Source organism: Armatimonadia bacterium, from assembly GCA_039679385.1.
Lineage (GTDB): Bacteria > Armatimonadota > Zipacnadia > Zipacnadales > JABUFB01 > JAJFTQ01.
Genome location: JBDKVB010000153.1, coordinates 40,953 through 61,134 on the forward strand (window position 1 = coordinate 40,953; position 20,182 = coordinate 61,134).

Annotated in this window: 18 protein-coding genes; 3 read left to right on the forward strand and 15 right to left on the reverse strand. The window is 64.8% G+C overall.

The window, feature by feature from the left end; genetic code table 11:
- Positions 1-61: 61 nt before the first annotated feature.
- The 13 genes from lepB to ABFE16_17880 form a co-directional block, all read right to left on the reverse strand.
- Positions 62-742: a signal peptidase I gene (gene lepB / locus ABFE16_17820; protein ID MEN6347161.1), complete on the reverse strand. Its 681-nt coding sequence runs from the start codon at positions 740-742 to the stop codon at positions 62-64.
- Positions 743-833: 91 nt separating this feature from the next.
- The gene (gene rplS, locus ABFE16_17825) at positions 834-1,298 is read right to left on the reverse strand and encodes a 50S ribosomal protein L19 (GenBank protein MEN6347162.1); all 465 of its coding nucleotides are present in this window, start codon (positions 1,296-1,298) and stop codon (positions 834-836) included.
- 89 nt (positions 1,299-1,387) lie between these two features.
- On the reverse strand, positions 1,388-2,119 hold the full coding sequence (trmD, locus tag ABFE16_17830; protein MEN6347163.1) for a tRNA (guanosine(37)-N1)-methyltransferase TrmD: 732 nt from the start codon (positions 2,117-2,119) through the stop codon (positions 1,388-1,390).
- On the reverse strand, positions 2,116-2,640 hold the full coding sequence (gene rimM, locus ABFE16_17835; protein MEN6347164.1) for a ribosome maturation factor RimM: 525 nt from the start codon (positions 2,638-2,640) through the stop codon (positions 2,116-2,118). Before rimM ends, trmD begins: the two co-directional genes overlap by 4 nt.
- Positions 2,624-3,115 (reverse strand): YlqD family protein, encoded by a 492-nt coding sequence (locus ABFE16_17840; protein ID MEN6347165.1) that lies wholly within the window; start codon positions 3,113-3,115, stop codon positions 2,624-2,626. Before ABFE16_17840 ends, rimM begins: the two co-directional genes overlap by 17 nt.
- A gap of 144 nt (positions 3,116-3,259) precedes the next feature.
- The gene (locus ABFE16_17845) at positions 3,260-3,490 is read right to left on the reverse strand and encodes a KH domain-containing protein (GenBank protein MEN6347166.1); all 231 of its coding nucleotides are present in this window, start codon (positions 3,488-3,490) and stop codon (positions 3,260-3,262) included.
- A 178-nt stretch (positions 3,491-3,668) separates the two neighbouring features.
- Positions 3,669-3,956 (reverse strand): 30S ribosomal protein S16, encoded by a 288-nt coding sequence (gene rpsP / locus ABFE16_17850; protein ID MEN6347167.1) that lies wholly within the window; start codon positions 3,954-3,956, stop codon positions 3,669-3,671.
- A gap of 88 nt (positions 3,957-4,044) precedes the next feature.
- Positions 4,045-5,379 carry a signal recognition particle protein gene (ffh, locus tag ABFE16_17855; protein ID MEN6347168.1) on the reverse strand — a complete coding sequence of 445 codons (1,335 nt, stop codon included), beginning with the start codon at positions 5,377-5,379 and terminating at the stop codon, positions 4,045-4,047.
- Between the two features lie 276 nt (positions 5,380-5,655).
- The gene (locus ABFE16_17860) at positions 5,656-6,705 is read right to left on the reverse strand and encodes a DUF933 domain-containing protein (GenBank protein MEN6347169.1); all 1,050 of its coding nucleotides are present in this window, start codon (positions 6,703-6,705) and stop codon (positions 5,656-5,658) included.
- Positions 6,706-6,798: 93 nt separating this feature from the next.
- A complete protein-coding gene (locus tag ABFE16_17865; GenBank protein ID MEN6347170.1) occupies positions 6,799-7,446 on the reverse strand; it encodes an L-threonylcarbamoyladenylate synthase in 648 nt (215 codons plus the stop codon).
- Entirely contained in the window at positions 7,443-8,552 is a 1,110-nt protein-coding gene (locus ABFE16_17870; protein MEN6347171.1) for a hypothetical protein, read from the reverse strand. Before ABFE16_17870 ends, ABFE16_17865 begins: the two co-directional genes overlap by 4 nt.
- A gap of 49 nt (positions 8,553-8,601) precedes the next feature.
- The gene (locus ABFE16_17875; GenBank protein MEN6347172.1) at positions 8,602-10,833 is read right to left on the reverse strand and encodes a glycoside hydrolase family 95-like protein; all 2,232 of its coding nucleotides are present in this window, start codon (positions 10,831-10,833) and stop codon (positions 8,602-8,604) included.
- A 43-nt stretch (positions 10,834-10,876) separates the two neighbouring features.
- Positions 10,877-11,653, reverse strand: a complete 777-nt coding sequence (locus ABFE16_17880; GenBank protein MEN6347173.1) for an AAC(3) family N-acetyltransferase — start codon at positions 11,651-11,653, stop codon at positions 10,877-10,879.
- A 220-nt stretch (positions 11,654-11,873) separates the two neighbouring features.
- Between ABFE16_17880 and ABFE16_17885 the strand changes: the two genes are divergently transcribed.
- Together ABFE16_17885 and ABFE16_17890 are read left to right on the forward strand one after the other, a co-directional pair.
- Positions 11,874-14,006 carry a glycoside hydrolase family 20 zincin-like fold domain-containing protein gene (locus ABFE16_17885; protein MEN6347174.1) on the forward strand — a complete coding sequence of 711 codons (2,133 nt, stop codon included), beginning with the start codon at positions 11,874-11,876 and terminating at the stop codon, positions 14,004-14,006.
- Positions 14,007-14,060: 54 nt separating this feature from the next.
- Positions 14,061-16,211, forward strand: a complete 2,151-nt coding sequence (locus tag ABFE16_17890) for a hypothetical protein (protein ID MEN6347175.1) — start codon at positions 14,061-14,063, stop codon at positions 16,209-16,211.
- 101 nt (positions 16,212-16,312) lie between these two features.
- On the opposite strand, the gene ABFE16_17895 is transcribed toward ABFE16_17890, so the two are convergent.
- The gene (locus ABFE16_17895) at positions 16,313-17,650 is read right to left on the reverse strand and encodes an MFS transporter (protein MEN6347176.1); all 1,338 of its coding nucleotides are present in this window, start codon (positions 17,648-17,650) and stop codon (positions 16,313-16,315) included.
- 124 nt (positions 17,651-17,774) lie between these two features.
- Between ABFE16_17895 and ABFE16_17900 the strand changes: the two genes are divergently transcribed.
- Positions 17,775-18,968, forward strand: a complete 1,194-nt coding sequence (locus ABFE16_17900; GenBank protein MEN6347177.1) for a DegT/DnrJ/EryC1/StrS family aminotransferase — start codon at positions 17,775-17,777, stop codon at positions 18,966-18,968.
- Positions 18,969-19,084: 116 nt separating this feature from the next.
- On the opposite strand, the gene ABFE16_17905 is transcribed toward ABFE16_17900, so the two are convergent.
- On the reverse strand, positions 19,085-20,182 hold a 1,098-nt coding region (locus tag ABFE16_17905), incomplete at its 5' end, for a trimethylamine methyltransferase family protein (protein MEN6347178.1).

The window sequence follows — 20,182 nt, forward strand, 5'->3', positions numbered from 1 at the left end:
CATACGGGTCGCTCCGACGTTTCAGCGGCCGGTATCGCGCCTCTCCCCAGGAGCCGAGGCCCTAGTGAAGCAGCCCGACCCGATACCAGGGCCAGAAGATGACCATTGCCTTGCCCAGAACGTTCGGCCGCGGCAGTTCGGGCTTCGCTGCCTCCATCCCGTCGGTCCCGATAAGGTGCCAGCGGTGGCCGTCGTTGGAGTCGTTACGGTTGTCCCCGAACACCAGCAGACAGCCTGGTGGAACAGTGAACTCCGCTCCCGTCTCCGCCCCTTCCGGCCACGTGTACAGCGGCGCTTCCTTGATATACCGCTCACTCACAGGTCTGCCGTTCCGATAGAGCTGGTTGTTGTACACGGCAATCCGGTCGCCCTCAACGCCCACGACGCGCTTGATGAAGTCCTTCTTGGCCGCGTCGCCATCCAGCGCCTGCGGAGGCGCATCGAAGACCACAATGTCGCCCACCTGCGGCTTCTGGAAGTAGTAGGTGAACTTGTTGACCAGGATCCGGTCCTTCGCCTGCAGGGTCGGCTCCATCGATCCCGACGGAATGTAGAAGGCCTGTATCACAAAGGGCCGAAGCACAAGAAACACGAGCAGCACGGCGATCAGCGCCGAGTCGATGAACTCGAGCGCTGCCGGCCGATGGTTGCGCAGAGCCGCCACATAGGCCACCGCCACCCGTGCCAGGACGATAGCACCGACCAAAGCGACGACGTGCCAGGTGTTCTCAAAGGCATACATTGCTTCGGGCTCACACGATAGCAGAATGGGTAGGCGCCGGTCAGGCGCCTACCAGATACGCACAACAGCTAACAGACCCGGCGGGCACAGTCTACTCGGCGGGTGCCTGCTCCTGGGCAGCCGCAGCCTCGGCAGCGATCGCTGCAGCCTCGGCCTCGCGGCGCTCCTTGCTCGCCTTCTCGCGCGCCACAACGACGTCGCGCTCCTGCTCCTTCACGCGAGCCTTCTTGCCCACGCGATCTCGCAGGTAGTACAGCTTGGAGCGGCGGACCTTGCCGTGGCGGACGGTGAGAACGTCGGCAACGATCGGGGAGTGCAGCGGGAACAGACGCTCCACGCCGATCCCGTGGGTCACGCGGCGAACGCGAAGGGCTTCGTCGATGCCGCCGCCGCTGCGCCCGATCACAACGCCCTCGAAGGCCTGCAGGCGGACACGCTCTTCCTTCCCGGTGCCTTCCTTGACCCTCACCATGACTCGGACGGTGTCGCCAACACGGCAGTCCGGCGTGCTGCGCTTCATGTGCTTGGCCTGAACATACTTCAGGAGTTCGTGCATTTTCCGTGTCCCTCGCTCAGATGTTACAACGTGCCAGTTGACGGCGCGGTTCCCGCGCCGGGAAATGCGCCTGTACAAACCTTCTAGTGCTACTCGCCCCGGACTATCTCCGCCAGCAGCCGCTGATCCTCTTTGCTCAGACCTACCTGCGCCAGCAGCTCCGGCCGGCGCTCATAGGTGCGGCGCAGCGACTCCTTGCGACGCCACCGATTCACCTGCGCATGGTGCCCGCTCACCAACTCCCGGGGCGCTTCAAGACCCCGAAAGTCCGCTGGACGCGTGTACTGCGGGTGCTCAAGCAACCCCTCTGAGAAGGAGTCCTCCAGCGGTGACTGCTCATTCCCGACAGCACCCGGCAGGAGACGCACCACTGCATCAATCAGGATCAGCCCCGGCAGCTCTCCCCCACTGAGCACGTAGTCGCCAACCGAGACCTCCTCCGTGACCAGCGCATCACAGACCCGCTGATCGATGCCCTCATAGCGCCCGCAGATCATGATCAGCCGCGGCGACCGCGCTAACTGCTGCACCTTGCGTTGCGTCAGCACCTCCCCGGTCGGTGTGAAGGACACCACCGGAACCGGCTCCCCGCCACGCAACTCCTCAACGGCGGCGAACAGGGGCTCCGGCTTCATCACCATCCCGGGACCGCCACCATAGGGAGCGTCGTCCACCGTTCGGTGCGCGTCGGTGGTCCAGTCGCGCAGGTCGTGGCAACGGATCTCGACCACTCCGGCGGCTTGTGCCCGGCCCACGATGCTCAGCTCCAGCGGGCCGGCAAAGAACTCCGGGAAGATCGTCACCACGTCGATGCGCATTATTCCTCTTCTTCAAGGAGCCCGGGAATCGGCTCGATAACAACCTTCCCGCCGGCGATGTCGATCGACTTCACCACATCCGCGATGGCGGGGATCAGGCAGACCGGCGTCACGTAGACATCGTTGGCGCCTGTGCGCAGAATGTCTTCTATCCGCCCCAGGTCGCGCCCATCGGTGGTCACAACCTGCAGCCCCAGAATGTCGTGCTCGAAGTAGGTGTCCTGCGGCAGTTCCACAACGTCCTCGGCGTCAATCTCCAGGATCCCGCCGATCAGCTTCGCGGCCGACTGCCGGTCCTTCACCCCACCCAGCCCCAGGATCATGAGTGACTTGCTCGTGTGATGCTTGACCGAGCTGACGGTGTAGCGCACCGCCTCACCCTTTGGCATGCGGACCCACAACTGCTTGAGTTCGGCAAAACGCTCGGGGAAGTCGGTCAGTGGCTGCACCCTGACCTCCCCGTACAGCCCGTGGATGGCGACGATCTCGCCGATCACGAACCGCTCGTCACTGGTTGCTGCCAACACTCTGGCTCCTGACTTCCTGGATGAGCTGAGCGACGCTCTCTTCGCCCTCGTCCACGGTCTGGCGCTGGCGTACCTCCACCACGAGGTCGTCCTTGGTGACGATCTCGATGCCGCCCAGAACCTCGGCGATGTTGTCCCCGACCGATAGCTCGACGTAGCTCTCGAGGGTGCCGCGAACGACCTCGGCCCCGTCTTCCAGCTCCTCTACCTGGGCCTTGCGCTCGAGGAGGGCGTCCCGCAGCTCCTGCTGCCGGTGCTTCTCGGCCTCAATCTGCTTGCGAACCGCCATTGCCTGCTGCAGATTGGTGCGCTGCAGGTCGGTGATGTAGGCACGGGTCTGGAAGTCGAGCTGCTGCACACGCTGGTCGACTTCGTCGGCCGCGTTCTGCAGCTCTTCGGCAAGCTCCTTGCGAAGCTTCTCGGTGACGATGGAACGAAGAAGAACGTTGCGCCTGATGGTTACTGACGACATGCTCTTGCCCTCCTGGGGCATCGGAAGAGTAGCCGATCCAACGAGACGGAAACCTCGTCACGACCGGGTCAGGCCCTTGGCCTGTTCCCGAACGGGACGCGATTCGCCGCACGGCCCCGTCGAGACGGGGCTTCGGTCACACTCTTAGGATATGATCTCGACGGTGTGCCGGCGACCATCCGGGCAGGCGACAGCCCGTACGATGGTGCGCAGCGCTTCGGCGATCCGTCCGCCACGGCCGATGACTTTGCCGAGGTCCTCCTGCGCAACGCTGACCTCGTGCACGACCAGGCTTCCACTCTCGACGGTGTTCACATGCACCTGCTCAGGAGTGTCAACCAGGCCTTTGACCAGATATGTGACAAGTTCATCCATGGTGCCCTCCTGATCGGGCGCGTCACTCCAGTGACCTTGCATGACTGCACGACGGTCCTGTGGACCCTTGCCCAGACTCTTGTCGTGGCGCCCTCCGGGCAAGCCTGCAGTCGCCTGCAAGGCAGAGTGGCTCTCGCCTTCCGGTCCCCGCGAGGCTCACTGGCGCCGCTAAGGGAACCTACTGACCGGCCTCGGGAGCCGCCGCGTCCTTCGCATCCTTGGAGATCACGATGCCGGCACGCTTGAACAGGTGGTTCACGGTGTCAGTGGGGACGGCACCCGTCATGAGCCAGTATAGCGCGCGGTCCTTATTGATCTCGACCGTGGCCGGATCCGTGTTCGGATCGTAGTAGCCGATCTCCTCTACCGCTCGCCCGTCCCGCGGCTTGTGCTGGTCCATGATCACTAGGCGATAGTGCGCGTTGTGCTTCGCACCAGTCCTCTTCAAGCGGATTCTTGTTGCCAAGACCGAACGTCTCCCTTCCAGTGTCACTGCATACCAAAATGATGACGCGACCAATCGCGTCAGTGCTTCTCCGTACCAGGGACCGGGACTATCTCATCGGGCCGAAGCGCAGGCCACCTATCTGGAAGCCCTTACCCTTCGCCATCGCACCCATCATCTGCGAGAGCTGGCGGTACTCCTTGAGCAGGATGTTCACATCCTGAACCGTCGTGCCGCTTCCTCGAGCTATCCGACGCTTGCGACTGGCGTTCAACACGTCCGGGTAGGCGCGCTCGTCCTTCGTCATGGAGGAGATGATCGCGTCGACCATGTCGAGCTCTCTCTCATCCAGGTCATCCGGCATTGCCGCACCCATCTGCGCGGCACCGGGAATCATCTTCATCAGCTGGTCCAGCGGCCCCATACTGCGCACCCGCTTGAGGTGCTGGCGGAAGTCCTCCAGGTCGAACTCGGCCTTCAGCAGCTTCTGCTGCAGCTTGGCGGCTTCCTCAGCATCTACCGCGGACTGGGCACGCTCGATGAGCGTAAGCACGTCGCCCATTCCCAGGATGCGCTGTGCCATCCGGTCGGGATGAAAGACCTCGAGCCCGTCCATCCGCTCGCTGACGGTCACGAACTTGATGGGCACGCCGGTCACAGACCGCAGCGAAAGGGCTGCACCACCCCGGGCGTCACTGTCCAACTTGGTAAGGATCAAACCATCAAGGTGCAGCTTCGTGTTGAACCCGTTGGCGACGTTGACGGCATCCTGACCGGTCATCGAGTCGACGACGAGGAGCGTCTCGACCTCCGGGAAACTCGCCTCAATGTCAGCGGCTTCCTGCATCATCGCTTCGTCGATCTGCAAGCGACCGGCGGTGTCGATGATCATCGGGTCCATAGCCCGCTCAACTGCGTAGGAATGGGCCGCGCGAGCGATCGACACCGGGTTGCTCTCGCCCATCGAGAAGACTTCGACCCCGACCTGGCCTCCGACCTGTTTCAACTGCTCAATCGCAGCCGGACGGTAGATGTCGGTCGCGCACAGCAGGGGTCGGGCGCCCTCACGCTTGTAGCTGGCAGCGAGCTTGCCCGCAGTTGTCGTCTTGCCTGCGCCCTGAAGGCCACACAGCAGGATCACCGTAGGCGGCTTGTCTGCCCGCTTGACCGGAACGGCCGCATCACCCAGCAGGTGAACAAGGTGCCCGTGGACGATCTTGACGATCTGCTGCGCCGGGTTCAGCCCCTTGAGGATGTCTTCCCCAAGGGCGGCGTTCTGAATCTCCCGCTGGAAATCCTTAACGACCTGGTAGTGGACGTCCGCCTCAAGCAGCGCAAGGCGGATTTCCTTGAGCCCCTCCCGAATGTCCTTCTGGCCCAGCTTGCCGTGGCCGCTGAGGCGTTTGAACGCCTTCTGTAGTCTCTCGGTCAGGGTATCAAACATTGGTGTATGCCGGGGCGTCCGGCCTCGCGTATTCCTCCCGAAGAGGCCGTGGAACGCCGGCCTCCAGGACCTGTCGAAAGCAGTATCAACGGGTAGGCACAACAAAAATGGCCGCCTGCTGAAGCCGGCGGCATTCCGGCCCACTCGGACACTCCAGCCCCGCGCGCAGCTTAGTATATTGTAACACCCTGGGGTTGTCAACCGCGACCCAGAGGTGTCTACAAGCGGTCCACGTGCCACCTGCGCGACGGCTTGTCCGCTTGCGGGCCCTCACGGCTAGCGGCTGAACCGAACCTGGAGAACGTCACCGTCCTGCACGACGTAGTCCTTGCCTTCGACCCGCGTGAACCCCTTCTCCTTGCACGCGTGCAGCGACCCACCTTCTGCCAGAGCGCCGAAGGGCGTGATCTCAGCCCGGACAAACCCGGCCTGCAGGTCACTATGCACCCTTCCGGCTGCTTCATAGGCCGTCGAACCGCGCCGCAGCGTCCATCCCCTCGCTTCCGCCTGATTGACTGTGTAGAAGACGAGAAGGTCGAGCAGCGCGAAGCATGCCTGCACAAACCGGTCACGAGCAGCCGCTTCCAGTCCGTAGTCCTCAAGAAAAGCCTGCTGCTCGTCGGCCGGGAGCTGAGACAGCTCCTCCTCCAACTCCGCGCACAGGACCAGATGGGGCAGCCCCAGGGCCGAAGCGCCCTTCACCGTCGAGGAGGCCTTCGCCCCCTTCAGGTCATCCTCGGCCACGTTGCAGACCACCAGGATCGGCATCAGGCTCAGCGGGCGGAACCCGCTCAGATACCGACGCTCCTCAGAGGTGAAGCGCGACTGCCGCAGGGGCTTGCCTGCGCTGAGCTGGTCACGGCAGCGGTGCATCAGGTCCATCCGCTGCGGCGTTCGTTCGGCTCTTGGCCCCTTGTTCAGACTCTCCAGATGCTTCTCGATAATGGCCAGGTCGCTCAGCACCATGGCCAGCATGAGGGTATCCAGATCATCGGCCGGATCGAAGGGGTTGCCTTCGCGGTCGACGCTCCCAAAGCACTGCACGATCAGCGCGAAGGCGTCCACATCCCCCGACACGGTGTGCAGGGCGAGTTCCTTGCCACCCGGACGGTTCGCACGCAGTGCCTCGAAGTCGACGAAGGTCACATCGGCATAGGTATGCGTCCGGGGCTTCTCCAGGCGGGCGATCTCGTCGAGACGGGAATCCGGCAGCGGAACTGTCGCCACGGTGCTTCCATGGTGCGTGTCGGCATGGTGACGGCCGCTAAGCACACGAAAGCAGGTCGTCTTGCCACTACCCGGGAGGCCAACCAGTCCGATCTTCATGACTCACTCCCCCTGGGGCGCCAGCCTGAGTTGTCTCTTCCGCGATCACCTGACCTGGTCGATGCCGACCTCCGGCACGTCCAAAACTGGCGGCTATCCCTTCTCCAACTGCTTAAGCACGGCCTGGACGTGTGACCAGGGCACTGCGCCGCCACGGACCATCCGGGGCTCGTCGCCGCTCATATCCACGACGGTCGAGGGGACCCCTCCCGGACAGCGGTCGGCGGCGAGTATCAGCTCTATCTTCCCCGAGAAGTCGCGCCGGACCTCCTGGTGCTCCCGTGCAGCGCGACCGGCGGACGGGTTCGCACTCGTGACCACTACCAGGAAATCGCAGGCCGCGAGAACCGCCCTGGCAATCGGGTGGTCGGGTACCCGCAAGCCAACCGTCGGACGCCCGGCAGTCACCAGGTCGCTGATCTCAGGCACCTTGGGCAGCACGATCGTCAGCGGGCCGGGCCAGTACTTGTCTGCCAGTACCTGGGCAGCCGCAGGCACCCGTGCTGCCGCTCGTTTCAGACTCTCGGCATCCGGCAGCAGGATCGGCAGCGGGTTGTCCTCTCGCCGCCCCTTGACCCCGAAGAGCTTGTGAACCGCGGCATCACTGTCGGCACGGGCCGCCAGACCGTACACGGTATCCGTGGGCATCGCCACGATCCCGCCGGTCGCCAGGACGTGCGAGGCCTCCCGGGCCACCTCCGCCAGATCTCGTTTGAGTGTATCCGCAATGCGTGTGATCATCCTGAGTTGCTGCGCCGCCTCTGCTGTATCTTCCCCGTGAAGGGGTCGTAGTCGAGCTCTTCGCAACTGGTACGCGCATCGACCCCTCCCTTGAAGTGGTCGATGGTGATGGTCATGTGCCCCCGGGCAGCGTCGTCGACGACGCTGCAGCGACAGCGCTTCTCCGTGCCCTGCCAGACACACACTGCCGTGGCCGCCCCTGGTGAATCCGGCTCCAACACGAACTCCTCGTCACCAGGCCCCTTGCGAAGCGCAAGCCCGCCGGAAGCCGTGATCTTCAGCTCAAGCCCCACCTTCCCGTGCAGGTCCACCATCGAGCACCACTCTCCCGGGCCGAAGATGCGACCCGAGCCGGGTATGCCCAGTCCCACGAAGGAGTTGCGCTGCACTCGGCCCTGCTCGTCCAGGTAGAAGTGGGGCACTTGCGCACCGGGGATGTAGCCGGGCGGGTAGAGCATGATGTGGAAGTGCGGCGGGAAGTCCATGTGCCCGCGTGTCGCGGCGGTTTCATGGCCTTCGAGCACTATCCGCCCGTCGAAGGGGTTCTCGCTGTTCCGGGGGCTGAAGCCTCCCAGAAGCTTCAGTGCTTCCCGGGCCGCGAACAGGAAGTTGTTGTGCGCAGCGATCTGCTTGGCCGGCCAGGGGACCGTCTTGTACTCCCGCTCGCGCCGCATCTCCCAGTTGTGGTGCAAGTCGATAGGCAGCCCGCCCTCAGGGTCGTCCAGGACCGTCTGGAGGAGCTGTCCGCGACTGGTGTCGGGCACGAGCCGAAACCTGACCTCCTCGCCCGTGGCCCCGAAGGGGATATCGGTTCGTCCAACCAGGACACGGCTCACCTTCACACCCGGGCAGGTCACCCGTACTTCGGGCAACGCAGTCGGCAGGGCTGCCGTCTCCAGGTTCCAGTACGCTTCCCACTCGTTCTCGCCGCGGAAGGTCTCCTCGTCGAGTGACTTCCACGCCTGAGCCTGCTCGAGCACTTCCAGCTTCGGCGTCGTCGAGCAGCGCCCCGACTGAGCCTTGACGATCTTGACGGAGACCACGACGGGCGACGCCGCCAGGGAGACGGTCGCGCAGACCAGCGCGATGGTGAAGGGACCTTTCATGGTCGGTCTCCTCCGATGCGTCGCAGGAATCTCCGTCACCCGGCCAGGTCTACTCGGCACCCGGCGATATCACGATCTCCTCGGCCGGTGCGGTGTCCAGCTCCAGGACCTCGCCGCTGAACTGGAAGGTCTTGCCGTCCCCGCAGCCGACGGTGCAGGTAGCCTCGCCGAAGGGGTTCGCCAGCCGCAGGTGAGAGCCGGCCTCGCTGACGATGCGCACCAGTTGCAGGCGACCGTTCTCCCGGCGAGCCGAAACCATGAAGGCACCCTCGGCCCGAAGGCCCTCAAAAGACACGTCACGCCACCACCAGGGAACAGCCGGCAGTATCCGCAGCGTCCCGTGCGAGCACTGCACAAGCAACTCCAGGACCGCTGCACCGGCGGCCATCGTGGCCTCGATCTGCATGATCCGCGGACGGCCGGCCATGGTGGTGAAGCCCCGAAACTGGGAGTCGTGCGAGCTGTTGTACCCGCGTCCCATGAAGCAGCGACGGTAGATACCCAGGAGCACGTCCGCCATTTCGGCGTTCCCCGTCCGTGCCTGCAGGATCGCCGCCCAGGGCATGCACCAGCCGGTCCAGCGCCCCATTCCTTGGCTGGTCCAGGTGCCGAAGGACGCGTCGATCAGGGCCCGGTCCTTCTCGCTGCCATGGTAGTCAAAGACGTCAAAGGGGTACAGACCGGCCAGGTGCGAGTGATGCCGGTGGCTTTCCGACAGCGACTGCCCCTCCCACAGGTAGATCTCGCGTCCGTCGGGATCCGTCGCCGCGAGCGGAAGCCGAGCGTCGATGTCACGCCACCGAGCACAGTTCTCCTCGTCGATCGCCAGAACCTCCGAGGCTTCCACAAGCGCCCGGCACAGGAAGTGGATATTCGCCAACTGGAAGCTCGCGTTCTTGCCCCAGGCGTGCTTGCCTGCCCCGCCGAACTCCGGCGACACGCTGACCGGCAGCGACCAGTGCTCGCCGTCGTCCTCGAGCATGGCCTCGTAGACCCGCATGGCCCCCTTCATGAAGGGGTAGGCCGTATCGCGCAGGAATCGCTCATCCATCGTGTAGCGCCACTGCATCCACATCAGTTGACCCGTCCAGGCCGTCGACCCGTGGTCGATCGAACCTGTCCAGAACCCGCCCATGCAGGTGCAGCGGTCGTCCACAGCATGGGGCAGTTGCAGACCATCCTCCACGCCGGCGAAGATGCGGGCGTTCTCCCGCAGACGCGGCTCCCAGCCACGGACCATTTCCCACAGCGGCTCCAGGGCCGGGATGTAGTTCCCGGCGAAGACCGGCCAGTAGCACTCCTGTACGTTGATGTTGAAGTGATAGTCGCACTGCCATGGTGGGAGGCAGTATTCCTCGACCCACGGGCCCTGTAGCGACGCAGCAGGCCCACCAGGCACCGAGAGCCCCGCCAGCTTGTACATCGCCAGGTAGTACAGCAGCTCGCGGTCACGGTCGGGCAGGGCCAGGGCAGCAACGCGAGACCAGTAGCCGGCCCACCAGGAGGCTGTGCGGTCGGAGAGCTGCGCATACCCCGCCTCGGCATGCTCACTCAGGGTCTGCAGCGCCTCCTCACGGGCAGCCTCAGGGGTCTCACCGTAGACGCTGGTGATCAGGATCTCCGTGCCTGCCTCGCTGCGCTTCGCCTGCCAGGCGACACACATGGCCGGCTCGCCCGGGCACTCCTGAACCCACCCGCCGACTTCCTCCCCGTCAAACACCTGGGCCGGCGGGAATCCGTACTTGCGGAAGTGCTCCAGCACTTCGGGAGCGTCCGGCGGCTGCGAGTGGACCTCTACTTCGGTCCCCTCTACCAGAATCGCCAGAACCGGGTCATGCCGCATCAGGGCTGCTCTGAGGGTCGCATCACCCTCAACCTCGATCTCGGCCTCCGAGCTGCCCAGGTCCAGATAGCCGGTGCGAAGCACCTTGCCCTCCGGCAGGCGCAGGTCCACACGTCCCATCGGCAGACGCGTCGGACGAGACGGCCACGACTCATCGCCAGTCCGAGTGCCCTCAAAAGCTCGCCGCAGGCTCTCCTCGTCGTCCTCCTCCAGCCAGCGCTTGAGGTTGCGGTAACTGGCCTCTTCGTTCCAGGTGATCCCGCCGCGGTGATCCCAGTAGTCCTGGCGGTTGATAGTGATGCAGACCTCCCGCTCGCCGCCCCAGAGGAGTGCGCCAAAGGTGCCGTTGCCTAGCGGAACCCCGTAATGCGTCTGCGTCAGAGGGAAATGCCACACCAGTCTCTGAAGCAGGAACGGGTGACGCGATGTCGGACTCATTCAATGCCTCCTGTACGGACCAATCGAAAGACCAGAGGAGCGTTCACGGCTCCGGGCGTGGCAGAGGCTTGGTCTCGCACCTCGGACAGTACACCCGTGTCAGCGCCAGGGCCGTGTCGATGACGTCCTTCGCCTTCATCAGGTGCACCGGCGCATCGCCGATCCGGCCGTCGGTAATCCTGTTTCGTGCCCGCATCGCGCTCTCGAGTGGAGCCCACTCGATCTTGCACGGGCCATTGCGCCACAGCACACTCCAGGCCTCTTGCACCGAGCCGTCCCCAGCGAGGACCTTGCGCGGAAACTGCCGGTACCCCAGGCAGTGTACACGCGCCATGGTCTCCCCGATGTGCGCGGCGGTGTTACGGTCCATCCCCACTCCCAGCAGCAGCACCTTCCCGCCCATATCCGCGAGCTTACCCAGGGGCGACCGACGGTCAAAGGTCAAGAGCTCCAGGTGCTCACGAGTCAGCTCCTCTGCCAGAGGGCCTATCGCTGCATAGGGATGTGTCGGATGCACGCTGCGATGCGCCTGCGGTCTCTTCCGCAGGGCCTCCGTGATCGCGCCATTGTACGAGGGCGTGGTGCGGACATCGAAGACTTCTGCCCGCCCATGGTTGAAGGTCGGGACCATCACGGTGCCGCTCGGACCGACAACCTCCAGCAGTGCATCCACCACAGCCTCTGCCCCACCCTCGACGTAGCCGAAGGCGCTCAGGGAACTGTGGACTTGGAGCAGCTCGCCCTCACAAAGGCCTAGTTCACCTAGGCCGCGCACGATCATCGCCCGGGAGACAACGGCCTTCCCCACCGGATCATACAAAATGTCATCGCTCCCAAGAGGGGGGAGTGTACTCGCTTCTTGATAGGTTATGCAAGCGCGAGCGAATTCCTCCCCGTCCGGAAACCCTCTGGAGACTGCCTGATAGGCTCAAGAACACGGGCCTTCCCCACTCCTTGTCTGAGCCGGGCAGGTTGTAGCCGCAGGACCGGGGAAGTAGCCGCCACGGACGGCCCACCTGCACTTGACGTGAGGTTCGCTGATGGCGTCTCATGAATTGAACGGTCTGTGGCCAGTACCCCGTGAAGTCCGTCGCTTCCCAGGATCCCTGTACATCGGTACCGGCGTCGCCGGTCCTCATCCCCAGGCCTGTGTGGTGGATGCCGACCATACCTTCGCCGGCCAACTACTCTCCCAACGTCTGCACGCCCCGGTGCAGGTGACGTCTCCTGCTGGGAGGGTCGCAGTGCGTCTGGTCGTCGACGCCGACCTTCCCGCAGCACGGCTTCTGCACCCGAACCAGCGCGTCGAGGCTTACACCCTCGCGGTCGACACCCAGGGCATCACTCTCGTCGCCGCCTCAACCGAAGGACTACTGCGAGGCGTCTCAACGCTCCTGCAGCTCTTCCGGGACGAGGGTGACGCTCTCCTCTGCCCGTGTCTGCAGATTACCGACTGGCCCCACTTCCGCTATCGCTGCGCTTCCGATTGGCTGCTGAACGCCGAGATCAACCGCTGGGGCTACGACTGGGGTGACGGTGTCGAGGCCTTCTGCCGCCGCGCCGAGCGCAAGCTCGACTTCTGCTTCGAGCACAAGATCAACCAGGTCTGGTTCGACGGCCTCGGGTGGTCCACTGACCGCACACCCCGCTACGCCGACCTGATGCGACACCTGAACCGCTACGCCCGGCAGCGGGGAATCAGCCTCGTCTTCGCCGGCTACGGTGGCGGCTACGGCACGTCATACCAGGTCTCGGAACTCTACCGCTGCGGGTACCAGGGCCAGGTCTTCCTGAACCGCGAGAGCTACCCGGACGGCCCCGAGTACTTCTGCTGCGGACTGCCGGGCGCTGCCGGAGCCCGACGCTACGGCACCTGCCTCACCAACGACGACCTCCAGGACCTCAAGCTGCGTGAGATGGAGCACTTCGTCGCCACCGTCCAGCCCGGCGCGATGTACCTCCACGACATCGACACCGGCTATCTGTCCGAGAGCCACGAAGCCTGGCTGATGCGTTGCCCCAAGTGCCGCGAGCGCTTCCCCAGCGACGAGATGGCAGACCCTCGGGGCCAGGCAGGAGCCGTCGCCGCGTGGTTCCGCAAGGTCTGCGATCGACTGTCCCAGATCCCGCCGACCTCGGACTACCGCCCTGCCGAGGATCTCTGTCTCCTCTTCACTTCGCCGGTCTACACCCACTTCCGCGAGCCTGGGCAACCCGAGGTCTGGCGCGAGGAAGTCGAGTACTTCCGTGTCCTCAGTTCCCTCCTGGGGCCCGCGCCGCAGGTGCAGTTCGGTATCCGCGAGCAGTTCCTGGAGCCCGACGGCAGCAAGCGCATCGCCCAGTTGGCAGACGCCCTGGAGGCGGTCGGCAACGGTCACGGGGTCTATGTCATCTCCTTCTGCGGCGGCGACAACTACCTCAGCGACGACCTGGTCAATGCCTCCTGCGTCTTCGCCCACCTTTTCGAGGGTGCGCGCTCAGTCTGTCTCTCCAATGGCGGCGTCCACGAGGAGCCGACCCAGCTCCTCAACGCCCGCGCGCTCTGGAGTGGCCCGGAATCGGGCTACGCAGACCAACCGGCTGACGCTTCCCAGGCCCAGTCTCTCGTGGACCAGGTGATTGCCGGGACCTATCGCGCCGCCTCCGTGTTTGGTTCTCAGGGAGCGCTTCACGAGGCTTGCTGTCATCTGTGGGGCCCGGAGGCCGGGGAGCATATGTTCCGCGCCTACACCTGCGAGCCCGACGGTATGCGTGGACCGGTATCCCGCGTCTGGTGGGCCATCACTCGCGAGGTCCGCCGCTTCCGAGGCGATCTGAACGCCCACGGCTGGACCTGGGAGAGCCTGCGCGAGCTCTGGCAGACCCGGGTTCAGGTCACCGCAGAGGCTCTTGAGCACGCCCAGAAGGCCTTGCAGGCCCGCGAGGACCCCGACCTCCGCTGGTTCGTCACTTGCCTGGGTGTCGGCCTGCGCTTCGCCCGAATCGTCCTGGCAGCCGTCGAGGTCCGTTGCGGCGAGGCCAACGCAGGCACTGTCCTGACCGCCTCCCTCGAGGAACTCGAAGCCTACCTGTCGGCCCTTCCTCTCAGTGGCCGCGCCGACATCCTCGGCGGCGACCCGGGATGCTGGCAGGAGACTCTCGAACTCTTGCGCGAGGTGACTTCCGCCTCCTGACCCAGACGCACTAGACATGACGCGACGCAGCATCAAGCCTGAAGGAGATGTGACATGTACGCAACGGTCTCACTGGCACTCATGCTCCTCCTGCTGTTCGCTCTCGTCCTTCCCGCCGGCGCGGCTGAGCTTCCTCAATGGCCGCCGCGGGACTACCTGCTCACGAGCCTCGTCGACGGCATCGAGCCGATCCTCAAGAGCCAGGACCTCGCGACCGGCCGCTTCGGCAGCCAGCCCTGGATCTGCTCCGACCAGAACGTCCTCATCACCCTTGCCGCAGCCTGGTCCATCCAAGACGCGAACAACCCCTGGTACCACAGCGACCGCGTGCTGAACGCCATCGCAAAAGGTGGCGAGGCGCTGGTGGACGATCAGGACGCGAAGGGGATGTGGATCTTCCGCAAGAAGGACAACTCCACCTGGGGCCAGATCCACATGCCCTGGACCTATAGCCGTTGGATCAGAACCTACCTCATCGTCAAGGACGCTCTTCCCGCCGAGTCGCGGGCCAAGTGGGAGAAGGGCCTGCTCCTCGGGTTCAAGGGCATCCGCAGCTACGCCGACGGTGGCATCCACAACATCCCGACGCACCATGCAATGGCGCTGTACATCGCGGGCATCGCCTTCAACAATGAGGAGTGGAAGGAGGCCGCCCGCAAGTTCATGGCGCGAGTAGTCGAGAAGCAGGACCCGTCCGGGTTCTGGTCGGAGAACTTCGGGCCGGTCGTCGGCTACAACGAGGTCTACGTCGAGGCCCTCGGCGTCTACTACACCTTCTCCAAGGACCCTGTGGTCCTTGAGGCACTGCGCCGTTCCGCCAGGTTCCACTCCAGCATGCTGTGGCCCAACGGCTCTCCCGTTCCCTGCATTGACGAGCGGCAGATCTACCACTCGGGCATCGACGCCGGGAACGTGGGCTTCACCTGGACCCCGGAGGGTCGGGGCTACCTGCGGCAGCAGATCGGCCTGGTCATGGCCGCCGGCCGCCTGACCAGTTCCGAGTACGCCGCGAACATGCTTCTGTACGGAGGCACCGGCGACAGCATCCTGCCCGCAGCCTCAGGCGACAAGGCTACCGTCTACCTCGGCAACAAGGACGCCGTCGTCACTCGCAGCAAGCCCTGGCAGTGGGCGATGTCGGCCTACGCCTGTCCCGTTCCGACCAGCCGCTGGATCCAGGACCGGCACAACCTCGTCGACGTCTACTACGACGACTTCGGACTGGTCGCCGGCGGCGGCAATACCAAGCTGCAGCCCTACTGGTCCACCTTCACCGTCGGCGATCCCGAGCTGCTCAAGCAGAAGGCGGGCGACGAGAGCCCCAACTTCGCCCCCGCCATCGACCTGAAGTGGACGCCGGACAAGGCCACCCTATCTGACGCGGGCGACGGACAGAAGCTGAGCCTGCAGTACGGTAGCCAGAGCTGCAGCGTCTCTGTCCTCCCCGAGAACGGCAACCTCAAGCTCCTCTACGAGGCACCCGCGGATCAGCGCGTCGAGGCACACCTGCCGCTGATGAACCGGGCCAAGCGCATCGTCCTTGCGGATGGCACCAAGCTCCCTCTGGGCGAGTCGCTGACACTCACTTCCGAGCAGGTCGGCCCGTGGTTCGCCTACGGCGACCTGAAGGTCACCATGCCCACAGGCGCGCGCCTGCTGTGGCCTGCCATGCAGCATGATCCGTACACGAAGGACGGTCACTCCGGGCTGTCCGTCGCCAAGCTCGTCCTGGCAATGCCCTTCACAAAGGGCGTCTCCCGGCAGGAAGTCGTTCTCTCCCGCGTACCGGTCGAGAAGTTCGACGGCACCGTCTTCGAGGCCCGCGATCTGAAGTTCGCCGTCGCTGGCGATGCCTACACAAAGCGCCTCGATGACCTGGGGTCGCAGTTGCTGGGTGGCAGGAACCTCGGCGCGTCGCTCGCCTTCACCGTGCCGGTTGAGAAGACGGGACGCTACGAACTCCTCGGCGACTTCGTGATCGCGCCCATGTATGCCATCGTCCAGGTCAGCGTCGACGGGAAGCCCGTCGGCGCGCCCTACGATGCCTGGTACCAGGATGTGGACTCCGGGGATCGCACGTCCTTCGGGGTAGTCGACTTGTCTGCGGGCGACCACGAGGTCAAGATCACGGTTCAGGGCAGGAACGAAAAGTCCACGGGCTACCTGGTCAGCGTCAAGCGCTGGCTGCTCAGGAACGCCAAGTAGCTCTCTGGCTGGTCCGGTTCCACTGGGGCCGGGCCAGCCCTTCCACCAGTGGCGACTTGGGGACTGTGGCCAACGCCCTCGAGCCGGTTCCGCGCGACCTCTTACTCTGAGGTCGCAGGAGGCACAGCTTCGGACGGCTCAACCGCGCAGAATTGGTTGTGCCGTCCGGCGATCCCTGTCAGGATTGCCGCTGCCACCATTCCCACCGGCCACAGGTGCCAGACGGTTCGCCAGGCCGCCGCGGAGCCCCGTACCTGTCCAACACGGTCCATGATGTGACCCGAGGCCCAACCCGAGGTCGCGGAGCCGACATAGCCCATGGCATCCACGAGTCCGGCAGCGGTACCTGCCGAAGCGCTCCCGGCGATGTTAGTCGGCATGGCGCAGGCGATCAGCGCCGCCGGTCCGGCTGAGAACATGCCAAGAGCCATGAGCCCCAGGGGCAGGAGACCCGGCATGCGCTCCATGAGCGCGGGGAAGTTGTAGGTCAGTACGGCCAGCACCAGCAGCGGTGCCGGAACCACCCACCAGGGCAGGCTGCGGCGGGTTCGCCGAGCCAGGTAGGTAAGCAGCGCGCAGCCGATCGCCCCGCCCAAGGGCAGCAGGAAAGCCTTCCGAGCCGCCTCCTCGGCAGAGCATCCGCCGGCCTCGGCCAGGAAGTGCGGTGTCCAGTCCAGCAACCCGTGCCAGCCGAAGCACAGGCAGGTACTCCCCAGGGCCACCATCCACAGCCACGGACTCGCCAGGCTTCGCAGCACCGTAACCAGGGGCATCTCCTGCTCCCCTGCTCCTCCCGCAGTTGCCGCCTCCCCCTCCTCGTCCGGCAACCCCAGGTCACCCGGGCCCTCACGCACCACCAGCAGGAACAGCCCCACAACCGCGAGGCAGACCCAGCCGGGGATCCAGAAAGCGTAGCGCCAACCGTGCTCACCCGTCGCATAGCCCGACAGAAGCCAGCTCAGACCGCTGCCGAGGATGTAGGCCGTACCAATCGCGCCCGAACTGACATCGCGCAGGCGCGGCGGGAACCAGTTGGCGAGGATGCGCACGATGGGCGTCCATCCCAGGGCCTGCAAGTACCCGTTGAGCGCCCACACCGCCGCCATCCACGGGTAGCTGTCGAGGTGTGAGAACACGAGGTTGAGAAGGGCCGAACCGGTGAGCCCGATTGCGATCATCCGACGCGGACGCAGGTGGTCGGCCAGTACCCCGTTCACCAGCTGTCCCGTCGCGTAGAAGCTCTTAAGCAGTGCCAACATCAACCCGAGTTGGTTCTTGGAGACACCACGGTCACGAGCAAGCTGCCCCTGGGCGGCCGCCAGGTTCACGCGGCACAGATAGAAAGCTGCGTAGGTGACCCAGAGCGCCCCGAGTATCCCTTTGCGCCATCGGGACAGCGCAACACGAGCGTCATCGTAGTAGGTCGTCGGCGAAGGCATGGCCGGTGGTTCGGCAGCCCCCCCGAGGTGACCTCTTGCCGACCTTTCACGCAGGGGAGGTCCTGTACACTTCGCGAGGAATTGTCTAGCCAGTCGAGCTCAACAATCGTCTCTGGAGGACCGCATGGACAGCGCCCGCAGAAAGCAGCTTCTCGCAGATCACAAACCTCCCGTGGTATGGCCCGGTGAGCCACTCCTCGGAGGCTGGTATGGAGAGGAAGAGATCGAGGTCGTCGTCAACACCATCCGGACCGCCATGGACTGGACGGTGGGTTTCGGCTTCATCTGCAAAGAGATCGAAGACTTCGAGCGTGCCTTCGCCGACTACTGCGGCGTAGGCGATTCCGTCTCCATCAACGGAGCCGGAACCGGCCTCGATATGGCCCTCATGTGCCTTGACCTGCAGCCCGGCGACGAGGTCATCGCCCCATCAGTCAACTTCCGCGCTGCTCCCGTGGCAATCATCGGCCAGGGCGCAACCTGGGTGCCCGGCGAGATCGACCCGCGCACCTTCCAGCTTGACCCGGCAGACGTCGAGCGCAAGATGACCGCCAACACCCGCGCGATCCTGCCGACCCACATGAACGGCATGTCGGCGCCGATCGACGACTACCTTGAGATCGCCAGCCGTCACCCGCATCCCAAGTACGGTCCGGCCAAGGTCATCGGCGACGCAGCACGGTCCTGCGGTGGCGGCTACAAGGGCCACAAGATCGGTTACGGAGCCTGGATGACGGTCTTCAGCTTCCACACTCAGAAGCTCATGACCACCCTCGGCGAGGGCGGAGCAGTCACCTGTGACGATCCCGAGGTCGCCCGACGTCTCCGAGCCATTCGCCAGTGGGGCGGCAACGAGTGGTGGGGCAGTAACTACAAGATGACCAAGGTCCAGGCCGCCGTTGGCATGGTCCAGCTCCGCAAGCTCGACGAGATGACCGCCAAGCGCGTAGCCCTGGCTCACAAGCGCACCGAGATGCTGTCCGAGGTCCCCGAACTCACACTCCCCTACGAGCCGCCGGAGTGCGACCACACCTTCTACCTGTACACCTGTCTCGTACCGAAGGACTGGGCCGGGGAGAAGCGCGACGAGCTCCTCCGCATCATGCGAGAGGACTACAACGTCGGCTGCTGCGTTGCCAACCCACCGGTACACAACAGCAGCGACTTCCTGCGCCGACACGTCGGCAACCTCAGCCTACCGGTGTCCGAGGAGACCTCCGCACGTCTCTTCTGCCCATCTTTGCACCCCCTGATGACCGATGAGGACAACGAGTACATCTGCGCCGCCCTCATGGAGACGGTCGAGCGCCTGCGTTAGCCCTTCGCACCGGTCACTGATCCTGCACAAACCTTGGGGCCCCGCATCCAAACCCTTCCGGGGAAGCTGCGGGGCCCCTTCGTCTTCTCCTGGACTATCACTCGTCCGCACCGGAATCAGGCCAGGAATCTCCGCGCCCCTTGCTCGACGAGCTCCTTCTTCGCCCTCGCTACCACCTCTTCGATCGCACCCACTTCCGGACGCGAGACGGGTTGGTAGGACGCCACGAGCTCCTTCCAGCGCTGATTCGCCCGTGTCGCTACCTGCCTCTCCAGGTCCTCGCCACCCGGCGGGTAGTTGGCGGCTCGGTCCATGAACTGCGGCAGCCACAACTCGCCCCGGAGGTGATGAGCGGTGTGCTCAAGCCCGATGAAGCTCGAGCCATACTCCGCCGTCGCCTCGAAGATCGTATCGAGGGCGACTTCGTCCTCTGTCACCTCGAGCCCCTTGTACAGATGCCCCAGCGCCTGGTCCATCTCCACGTCCAGCAGGTACTGCACGGGCGAGAAGGCACGCCCGGCATCCAGCAGCCCCGGGTTGCCGATCCGAGGCGCGCCTCCGCGTGCATAGGCCACGTAGAGCGCCTTCGTCACCTTCTCAAAGGTCACCTGGAGACCGGGCACCTTCCCATCCACATACCCGCGTCCGGCGACTCCAACCCCTCCACCGAAGCAGTGGTCAAACAGCTCGCAGATCGCCACATCCTGCTTTGCCGCCTCAGGTCCGCCGAAGCATCCGCGCGACGTGCGAGGATCGAGAACCCCCGTTGCTGCGGACCCCGAGAACCCAGTGATCAGTGGCTGCAGGGCCAACGCGCCGACCCAGGGGCCAAGAATCTCGGCCGCACCAACGACGATGGCCCCGGCGCGGGTGACCGGACCAGACAGCCCGGCGATGACCATACTGCCCGCTCCGGCGATGGTCTTCCCATACTCCGGCCCCAGGCGGATCAGCTCTCCCGCCCGCTCACTGATACAAAGCGGCGAGGTCATCCAGCCACCACACCCAACGTAGCGCGAGCGGTCGCCGCCCAGAATCTCACCAAACTCCCCGAAGTAGGGGTTGTGCGCAGGGATGAGCGAGACCGCACTGATCGGCTTGTCCGTCAGACGCGCGACCGTCAGGAAGCTCTCCAGCGGTTCGAACAGGGCACTGCTCCCGACCAGCGTCAGCGGAGCCCCAACCGTGGTGACCTCGGGCAGCCTCTGGGCCAG

What these genes read in the sequence shown, in the direction of transcription:
- ffh (MEN6347168.1), bottom strand. Translation starts at nt 5,379, where the DNA reads ATGTTTGATACCCTGACCGAGAGACTACAGAAGGCGTTCAAACGCCTC.
- ABFE16_17895 (MEN6347176.1), bottom strand. Translation starts at nt 17,650, where the DNA reads ATGCCTTCGCCGACGACCTACTACGATGACGCTCGTGTTGCGCTGTCC.
- ABFE16_17885 (MEN6347174.1), top strand. Translation starts at nt 11,874, where the DNA reads ATGGCGTCTCATGAATTGAACGGTCTGTGGCCAGTACCCCGTGAAGTC.
- ABFE16_17900 (MEN6347177.1), top strand. Translation starts at nt 17,775, where the DNA reads ATGGACAGCGCCCGCAGAAAGCAGCTTCTCGCAGATCACAAACCTCCC.
- lepB (MEN6347161.1), bottom strand. Translation starts at nt 742, where the DNA reads ATGTATGCCTTTGAGAACACCTGGCACGTCGTCGCTTTGGTCGGTGCT.
- ABFE16_17845 (MEN6347166.1), bottom strand. Translation starts at nt 3,490, where the DNA reads ATGGATGAACTTGTCACATATCTGGTCAAAGGCCTGGTTGACACTCCT.
- ABFE16_17870 (MEN6347171.1), bottom strand. Translation starts at nt 8,552, where the DNA reads ATGAAAGGTCCCTTCACCATCGCGCTGGTCTGCGCGACCGTCTCCCTG.
- ABFE16_17840 (MEN6347165.1), bottom strand. Translation starts at nt 3,115, where the DNA reads ATGTCGTCAGTAACCATCAGGCGCAACGTTCTTCTTCGTTCCATCGTC.
- ABFE16_17865 (MEN6347170.1), bottom strand. Translation starts at nt 7,446, where the DNA reads ATGATCACACGCATTGCGGATACACTCAAACGAGATCTGGCGGAGGTG.
- rplS (MEN6347162.1), bottom strand. Translation starts at nt 1,298, where the DNA reads ATGCACGAACTCCTGAAGTATGTTCAGGCCAAGCACATGAAGCGCAGC.
- ABFE16_17875 (MEN6347172.1), bottom strand. Translation starts at nt 10,833, where the DNA reads ATGAGTCCGACATCGCGTCACCCGTTCCTGCTTCAGAGACTGGTGTGG.
- ABFE16_17860 (MEN6347169.1), bottom strand. Translation starts at nt 6,705, where the DNA reads ATGAAGATCGGACTGGTTGGCCTCCCGGGTAGTGGCAAGACGACCTGC.
- ABFE16_17890 (MEN6347175.1), top strand. Translation starts at nt 14,061, where the DNA reads ATGTACGCAACGGTCTCACTGGCACTCATGCTCCTCCTGCTGTTCGCT.